This window comes from Delftia tsuruhatensis NBRC 16741 (assembly GCF_001571325.1).
GTDB classification, from domain to species: domain Bacteria; phylum Pseudomonadota; class Gammaproteobacteria; order Burkholderiales; family Burkholderiaceae_C; genus Comamonas; species Comamonas tsuruhatensis.
On the sequence record NZ_BCTO01000013.1, the window covers coordinates 300,444 to 308,950 of the forward strand.

Here is an 8,507-nt window from a genome sequence, read left to right on the forward strand (position 1 = left end):
AGGCGAGGGGCGTTGGCGAAGCCGCCTGCCTGGCAGATCAGCGGGTGCAGGCAGGCATGAAAAAAGCTGGCCTTAGCCAGCTTCGTGCGCCATGTCGGTGGTTCCGGTTACAGCGCCGGCTCCTGTGTCTGCAGGGCCACCTGTTCGGTGCGCGCGGACATGCTGCTCGAGCTGACCGGCACTGCCGGGGTGCCAGCGGACGCAGCCGAGGCCGCAGGTCCGGCTGCCTCGGCCGTGGATGTGGCCGGCTTGGTGGCTGCGATCTGGACGGCCTGCTTGGGCTGCTCGATCTTGGCGGTCATCAGCGGCACGGCACGCAGGCCGGCGGCCATGCGCAGGCGCTGGTGCTCGGCCAGCACCTTGGCGGCATAGCCGCCGTCGGTGGGCAGGTTGGCCGCGCCCACGTAGTAGCGCAGGCCACCTTCGATGGAGCCGGCGCGCTCAATGCACTCCTTGAGCACGCGCACGCCCACGCGCAGATTGCTGACGGGGTCGAACGCGGCGTTCTGGCCGCCGAAGTTCTCGTACTTGTCGGTATGCACCGTGGTCATCACCTGCATCAGGCCTTGCGCGCCGACAGCGCTTTGCGCGAACGGATTGAAGCTGGATTCGATGGCCATGATGGCCAGGATCAGCGTCGGGTCCAGGCGGTTGACCTTGCCCAGGTCGTAGGCTTCGCTGACCAGTGCCGCGATGGGCTCGGGCGCCACGCGGTACTTCTTGCTGAGCCAGAAGGCCACGGCCGCCTGATCCTTGGGCAGGTTCTTCGGGTTGGTCGCCGTCGCGCGGTCGCTGGCCGCGAGTTCGACGGGCGCACCCAGCTCGGCCATCTGGCGAGCGGTCAGCCAGGAGCGCAGCTGGCTCTCTCCGGCATCGCGCAGGTCGGGACGGGCGAACAAGGTAATGGCCAGGAAGGCCACAGCCAGGCCCAGAAGGGCGAAGCTGTTGTGGATGATGGCAAGAAAACCGTTGGCCACATCGATGGCGAACGTTCGCGCGGCGGCGAAAAATTTTCCTGACGCTGGCATAGCTTTTTCCTTTCTAGGGGCACCAACCCGAAACGGCCTTCGCCGAAGCGAAGGCCGGTGAGGCTGACACCCTGGATTGGGTGCTGCGGATCCGGGAGGCTGGCGCTTGGTGCACCATTGCGTTGTAGGCCTGCGGGATCTGCTCAGTCGTGAGGCAGCAGAAACAAAAAACGCTCTATTCGAGCGCTGGCGGATTCTAGGAGTTCACCAAATACACGGTCAACACTATGAAGTGCGTTTGTTAGATCGATGAATAATAACAAACCATGGATGCAAACACAGTTTCTGAGTGTTTGAGAGCAGGTTGCGTGCTACCGATGTGGGGCGCTTGCGGCGGTTGTACAGGGCTTCATGAAATTGCAATGAAATGCAAAAGCACTGGCAGGCCTGGCCTGCGTCCTTCTATATTGGAGGCGACTGCTCCTGCAGTCGTCTCGCCAAGGTGGAAGACGGGTAAAAGTGGTGTTCGATGGTTCGGGCACAGTCGTTCAAGTCTTCTTCCGCGGCCTTCCTGGAAGCAATCTCTTGCTTCCGAGCAGCAAGGACCATCCTCTCCTTGACTGCGGAAAACGGCCAGGACTTGTGCCTGCCGTAAAGCCCGGAAGCCGGTTCAAGGCTTCCGGGCTTTGTCGTTCCAGGGTGACTGCAACGTCAAGAAATGTGCGGTGATGCGGGTTGAGGTCTTGCTGCCAGCCCAATTTCTGATGCAATGCAGCCACCGCTGCGTCCTCTGTCCAGGATGGCGCCGTACTAGTTATTAGAGCCCCATGCAACTTCTCTTCAAGCACTGCTGGCTGCGCAGGCTGGCCATCGCCTTTGCAGCGTTTCTTTTGCTGTGGCTGCTGCTGTGGGCGCTGGTGCCCGTTGTCGCCAAAAGCCAGCTGGAAAAGCAGGCATCGGCCAAGCTGGGTCGCCAGGTCCATGTGGGGGCAGTGGAGTTCCGGCCCTGGTCGCTGGAGCTGACCCTGCGTGATCTGCGCATTGCCAAAAGCCAGCCGGCGGGCGCAGGGCAGGCAGAACCCGCGCCGTCGTCGCCACAGCTGCAGGTCGACCGCATCTATGTGAATGCCAGTATCCAGTCCCTCTTCAGGCTGGCGCCTGTCCTGGATGCCATCGAGGTCGATGCGCCGGTGCTGCGCCTCACGCAGCAGAGCCTGGGGCACTTCGATGTGGATGATGTGCTGGCCCGGCTGGCCGAGCCCAGCGATACGCCGCCGGCCAAGCCCTTGGGCTTTGCGCTGTACAACATTGCGCTGCGCGACGGCCGCGTGCAATTGCAGGACGATGTCCAGCAGCGTGAGCACATGCTGGATCAGCTGCAGCTGAAGCTGCCGTTCATCAGCAATCTGGAGTCCAAGCGCGAGATCAAGGTGCTGCCGCACCTGTCCTTCGCGCTCAATGGCAGCCGCTTTGAATCCAGTGCCCAGAGCACGCCTTTCACCGACCAGCGCCAGACGGCCGTCGATCTGAGCTGGCAGGGCGTGGACCTGACGCCTTACCTGGGCTATGTGCCCGCCAATGCTCCCGTCAAGCCGCGCTCCGGCGTGCTGGATACCAATCTGCACATCTCCTTTGAGCAGGCCGAGCAGGCCGTGGTGCGGATCACCGGCGAGGTCAGCCTGTCCGGTGCCGAGTTGCTTGACCGCGATGAGGCGCCCCTGCTGCGTTTCGAGCGCCTGGCGGCCGTGCTCAAGAACGTGCAGCCCCTGCAGTCGGTGGTGGAGCTGGAGTCCGTGCAGTGGAGCGCTCCAGAGATTTTCGCGGCCCGTGATGCGCAAGGCCGCATCAACTGGATGGCGATGGGCAGTCGCTCTGCCTCCGATTCCAGGCCGGCAGTGGAAAAGCCTGCCTCCGATGCGCCCCAGCCCTGGAGGGTGAGCCTGGACAGGCTGGCCATTTCCGATGCCACGGTGCATTGGCGCGATGCGTCGCCCGGCGCAGGCCAGGCGGGTGCGGCGCTGCAGGCGCGCCAGCTGTCATTGGAAGTGCGTGATGTCCGCTGGCCGCTGGAGCAGCCTTTGCAATTTGATGCCGGCATGCAGGTGCAGTCTGCAGCGGCAGGAGAGGGTGCAAAACCCGCCGAACTGAGGCTGAGCGGCGCCATGACCGACAGGCAGGGGCAACTGGCCGTCTCCGCGCGCCAGTTGCCTCTGCAACTGGCGGCGCCGTATCTGACTGCCCATCTCAAGCCGGAGCTGACCGGCCTGCTGAGCACCGACGCCGGCCTGGGCTGGAGCGGCTCCGCCATGGTGGTGCAGGTGGCCGAGCTGGGCGTGGAGCAGTTGAGCCTCAAGGACAAGGCCGCGCCGGTCGACATCGCGCGCCTGCAGCTGGAGCAGGTACAGGTCAATCTGGCCAGCCAGCAGGTTTCCGTGGGGCGCCTGGCGCTGCAAAAGCCGCAGCTGGGCGTGTCGCGCGACGCCCAGGGCCGGTGGATGTATGAGCAATGGCTGCCACCCGCATCCTCGGCACCTGCGACGCCGGACCCCGCCAAGGACAAGCCCAGGCCCTGGGGTCTGAGGCTGCAGGCCGTGGAAGTGGACGGTGGCGCCGTTGCGCTGCGTGACGAAGCGCCCGTGCGCAACGCTGATTCGGCGCGCACCGTGTCCCTGGATCTGAGTTCACTGCGCCTGCGCTTGGGCGCCATCGAGCCGCTGGCGGCCAAGTCCGCTCCCACGCCGCTGGAGCTGTCCGCCCAGGTCGGCTCGGGCCGGCGTGTCCAGGCAGGATCGCTGAGCCTGCGCGGCGATCTGGGACTGGCGCCACTGTCGCTTCAGGGCAGGCTGCAGGCGCGCAGCCTGCCGCTGCACGCGCTGGAGCCCTACTTTGCCGACATGCTCAATGTGGAGCTGGTGCGCGCCGATGGCAATTTCCTGGGTCAGCTGCGCTTTGCCAGCCAGCCTGCCGGCCCCGAGCTGATGGTGCAGGGCGATGTCGAACTGGTGGATCTGCGCATGCGTTCCGCGCTGGCCTCGCCCGTGCAAGCCGGGGGTGAGGCTGCGGGGCAGGGCGCACCCAGCACGGCCGCAGGCGCCGTGGCAGCCGTGCTCAGCGAATCCACGGCCGACCGGGCCAAGGCTCGATCGGCTGCCTTGGGCCTGGGCCTGCGCGATGAACTCGTCGCCTGGAAAACCTTGGCCGTGCGTGGCCTGGACCTGCAGATGCAGCCCGCCCAGCCACTGCGCCTGAGCGTGCGCGAGACGGCGCTCAGCGACTTCTTTGCACGCGTGATCGTGCAGCGCAATGGCCGCATCAATCTGCAGGACATCGTCAAGTCGGCCCAGTCTCAGCAGTCCCTGGAGCAAAACACCGCGCCGGCTGCGGATGGCGCGGCGGCTCCTGCCGAGCCCGTCCCGCCGGAGGCCGCTTCCGGGCCTGCACCGGTCATCAAGATCGGCCCCATCGTGCTGACGGGCGGCAAGGTGCAGTTCTCCGACTACTTCATCCAGCCCAACTACTCGGCTGACCTCAGTGAGCTGGCCGGCCGCCTGAGCGCCTTCTCGTCCGAACAGCCGGCCGGGGAGCAGGGGCCGCAACTGGCGGATGTGGAGCTGCGCGGCCGCGCCCAGGGCACGGCTTCGCTGGAGATTACCGGGCAGGTCAATCCGCTGGCCAAGCCGCTGGCCCTGGACATACGCGCCCAGATGCGCGATCTGGAGCTGCCGCCGCTGTCGCCGTACTCCATCAAGTACGCGGGCCATGGCATCGAGCGCGGCAAGCTCAGCATGGATGTCAGCTACAAGATCGAGCCCGATGGCCAGCTCACGGCGCGCAACAAGCTGGTGCTGCACCAGCTCACCTTCGGCGAAGCCGTCGAAGGTGCGCCGGCCTCGCTGCCCGTGCGCCTGGCCGTGGCGTTGCTGGCCGACCGCAACGGCGTCATCGACCTGGACCTGCCGGTCAGCGGCTCGCTCAACGACCCCCAATTCAGGTTGGCGCCAGTCATCTTCAAGATCATCGGCAACCTGATCATGAAGGCCGTCACCTCGCCGTTCTCGCTGCTGTCGGGCGCATTTGGCGGCAGCAGCGAGTCGGGCGTGGTGGCCTTTGCGCCGGGCCGATCCCAGATCGATGCCAAGGCCCGCGAAAGCCTGGACAAGGTGGTCGCCTCCCTCAAGGAGCGCCCGGCCCTCAGGCTCACCGTGATCGGCGAGGCGCGCGAGGCCCAGGACAAGGAGGCCTGGAAGCAGGCCGAACTCGATCGCCTGTTGCTGGCCCAGAAACGCCGCCAGGTGCTGCGCGAGGGCAAATCGGCAGAATCGGTGACCGAGTTGCCTGCTGCCGAAGTGCCGGCTTTGACCAAGGCGCTTTACAGCCGTGCCGACTTTGCCAAGCCGCGCAATGTCATCGGCATGGCCAAGGACTTGCCCACCGACCAGATGCGCAGCCTGCTGCTGGAGCAGATCACCGTGCCCGACGATGCCATGCGCGAGCTGGCGCTGGCGCGCGGCGTGGCCGTTCGCGACTATCTGGCGCAGCAGCAGTTGCCGCTCGAGCGCCTGTTTCTCGGGGCCCCGAAACTGGATTCCGACGACCAGGAATGGAGCCCGCGCGCCCAGCTCAGCCTGTCCGCACAGTAGCCCGGTTTTGGCTCCGCTTCAAATAACGGCGAGAATATGGTTTTCCCGGCCCGGCTAGCATGCCCGCATGCAGCCCGGCCGGCCGCGTCTGGCGGCCCGCGGCAGCCAGGCATTCAACGATTGATTCATGTCTTCTCTTTCCCCCCGCAGCACCATGTCCGATGCACCTGAAGTGAGCCCTGCTTCTGCCAAGAATCCTGAACAACACCCCTTGGATGTGCTCACGGGCGGTGCCTTCTCCGCCGAAACCTCGGGTGATCGCGCCTCGCGCATCCGCGACTGGCTGGCAACCCAGCCTTCGGTCGAGCAATTGCAGGACGTCCTCAAGGAGCTGAGCGCGCGCGACAAGAGCGCGGCCCGCGCCGTGCGTGAGCGTCTGGATGAAATCCGCCGCACCAAGGACCAGGAAAAGATCGCAGTGGAATGGGCTGAAAAGGCCCAGGCACTGCTGGTCGCATCGCCCTTCAATGCCGCCGACGCCATCGCCTGGCAGCGCGACGCCGCCAAGGCAGGCGCCCCGCTGTCGCGTGAGCCGCTGTCGCAATACAAGGCCCAACTGGCCGAGCGCGTCAAGGCCATCGAGGAACTGCAGCATCGCGTGCAGGTCCAGCGCGAAGTGGCTGTCTTGCTGGCCCAGCGCATCGAAGTCCTGTCCACCAAGCCATGGCGCGACGCCCAGGCTGTGCTCGACAACCTGCGCGCCGACGTGGCCCGCTGGCAGGAGCAGGCCGGCGAGCTCACCGGCGATGCCAACTGGGCCAGCGTGGATGGACGCTTCCCGCCCCAGCTGGAAGCCGCCAGCGCACAGCTGATCCTTGTCTGGGATGCCTTCCAGTCTGCCCTTGCGCTGACCGAGGCCGCCGCAGCGGACGAAGCAGCCCCGCTGCCCACCGTGCCCGTGTGGGCCGATGAACTGCGTGTGGCGCGTGGCCTGCCTCCCGAGGCAGCGGCCGCCGAGCCGTCCAAGCCAGCGCCTGCCGGCCGCAGCGCAGCGCAGCCCAAGGCCAAGACGTCGCCTGAGCAGGTGGCTGCCGCCAGCGCTGCCCTGACCCAGGCGCTGGAACAGCTCCAGGCCGAGACGGCTGCCGGCGAAAGCAAGGCTGGCTCCGCTGCCGTGCAAGCCGTGCGTGCCGCCATCAAGGCCCATGGTCGTCTGGTGGACGACGCGCTGGTCACCAAGGTGCACGAGGCCCTCTTGGCGGCAGGCGAAGCCGAAGGCTGGCCGCGCCAGAACGCAGACAAGCTGCGTGAGGAGCTGGTTGCCAAGGCGGAAGCTCTGCTGAACCGTCCCGAAGGCCAGGCGCTGGGCGGTCGCAAGATCCAGGAATCCCTGCGCAGCCTGCGTGAGCAGTGGAAGCTGGCCGACCAGGGCAGCGCGGCCAACCACGCTCTCTGGAAGAAGTTTGACGAAGCCTGCAACGCGGCCCACAAGGTGGTCGAGTCCTGGCACGACAAGCTGCGCACGGAAACCACCCAGTCCAAGGCACAGCGCCTGGCGCTGATCGAAGAGATCAAGGCCTGGGCAGCGCAGCAGGCCGCCAGCGAAGATCTCAAGGGTGCGGCCCGCGCATTGCGCCAGTTCGCTGAACGCTGGCGCGAGAGCGGTCATATCGGTGAAAAACTGTTTGCCGAGCTGCAGCCCCAGTTCAAGCAGGCCATGGCCCTGGCCGAGGCTCCGCTGCATGCTGCGCAAAAGGCCAGCCTGCAGCGCCGCCACGCCATGATCGACGAGGCCACGGCGCTGGGCGCCGCACCCAGCCTGCGCATCGATGCCGTCAAGGCACTGCAGCAGCGCTGGCAGGCCGAGGCACAGGCCGTGCCGCTGGATCGCAAGCACGAGCAAAAGCTGTGGGACGCCTTCCGCAAGCCCCTGGACGAGGCTTTCAACCGCAAGGGCAGCGAGCGTGGTTCCCGGGCCGCAGCCGTGCAGCTCAGCGACCATGACCGCCGCGTACTGGAGGCTTCGCAGGCCGTGGAAGCTGCCAACACATCGGGTGACGTGCAGCAAATCCGCGCTGCGGTGGAGGCTCTGGAGCAGGCGCTGCGCGGCCGTGCCGATGCCTCCGTCAACGCTGCCCAGCCGGAACAGGCGCCAGTGGCTGCGGCTGGCTCGGAAGAATCGCAAGCGAAGCCGGCGCCGGTGCGCCCCGTGGTTGCCGTGCGCGGGGATGATCGTCCCGGCATGAAGAAGGAAGAGGGTGGTGCGCGCGCTGCCCGTCCTGGCGACCGCCGCGACGGTGGCCGTGGCCGCGATGGAAGGGACGGACGCGACAACCGTGACAATGGCCGCTTTGGCCGCGAACCGCGTGAAGAGCGCGGTCCGCGCCTGGCCGATCCGGCCTTCCGTGCCCAGCGTGAAGCCATGGAGCATGCGCAGGACGCTCTGCGCAAGCTCGCGGCCCAGGCCCATGGCGAAGCGCTGACCCAGCTGATGGCAGCCTGGGAATCGCGTGACGCTACGCAGATTCCGGCGGCCCAGCAGCTCGGCGGTCGCGTGTCTGCGCAAGTGCGCAGCGCCTGGTCGCAGGCACTGGCCCAGGCGCCCAAGGGTGATGCGGGTGAAGCCCTGCTGCGCCTTGAAATGGCTGCCGACGTGCCCACGCCTGCAGAGCATCTGAGCGCCCGCCGTGCCCTGCAGCTGCAACTGCTGACGCGCCGCAACGATCCGGCCCCGCAGGAAACCTGGGGCAGCGATGCCGCGCGGGTGCTGGCATCGGCACGCGATGACGCCACCGCACGCCGCCTGCAGAACGTGCTCAAGCAACTGCTGCGCAAGTGACGGGGTGGGGTTGAGACCCTCATCGTCAAGAAAGGGAGCCGTCGGCTCCCTTTTTTTTGACCCTGCCGATACCTGATGGTGCTTGGGATGGAGGCATCCGTGTACGCACCCAAGCAAAAA

3 protein-coding genes are annotated in these 8,507 nt (G+C 66.5%); 2 read left to right on the forward strand and 1 reads right to left on the reverse strand.

Features of this window, described 5'->3' with window-relative positions; genetic code table 11:
- Positions 1–107: 107 nt before the first annotated feature.
- Positions 108–1,028, reverse strand: a complete 921-nt coding sequence (locus tag DTS01S_RS06640) for a lytic transglycosylase domain-containing protein (protein ID WP_016447496.1) — start codon at positions 1,026–1,028, stop codon at positions 108–110.
- A gap of 767 nt (positions 1,029–1,795) precedes the next feature.
- On the opposite strand from DTS01S_RS06640, the gene DTS01S_RS06645 reads away from it, so the two are divergent.
- Both DTS01S_RS06645 and DTS01S_RS06650 read left to right on the forward strand, forming a co-directional pair.
- Positions 1,796–5,608, forward strand: a complete 3,813-nt coding sequence (locus DTS01S_RS06645) for a DUF748 domain-containing protein (protein WP_061287466.1) — start codon at positions 1,796–1,798, stop codon at positions 5,606–5,608.
- Positions 5,609–5,762: 154 nt separating this feature from the next.
- Entirely contained in the window at positions 5,763–8,387 is a 2,625-nt protein-coding gene (locus tag DTS01S_RS06650; protein ID WP_026062569.1) for a DUF349 domain-containing protein, read from the forward strand.
- Positions 8,388–8,507: the final 120 nt, after the last annotated feature.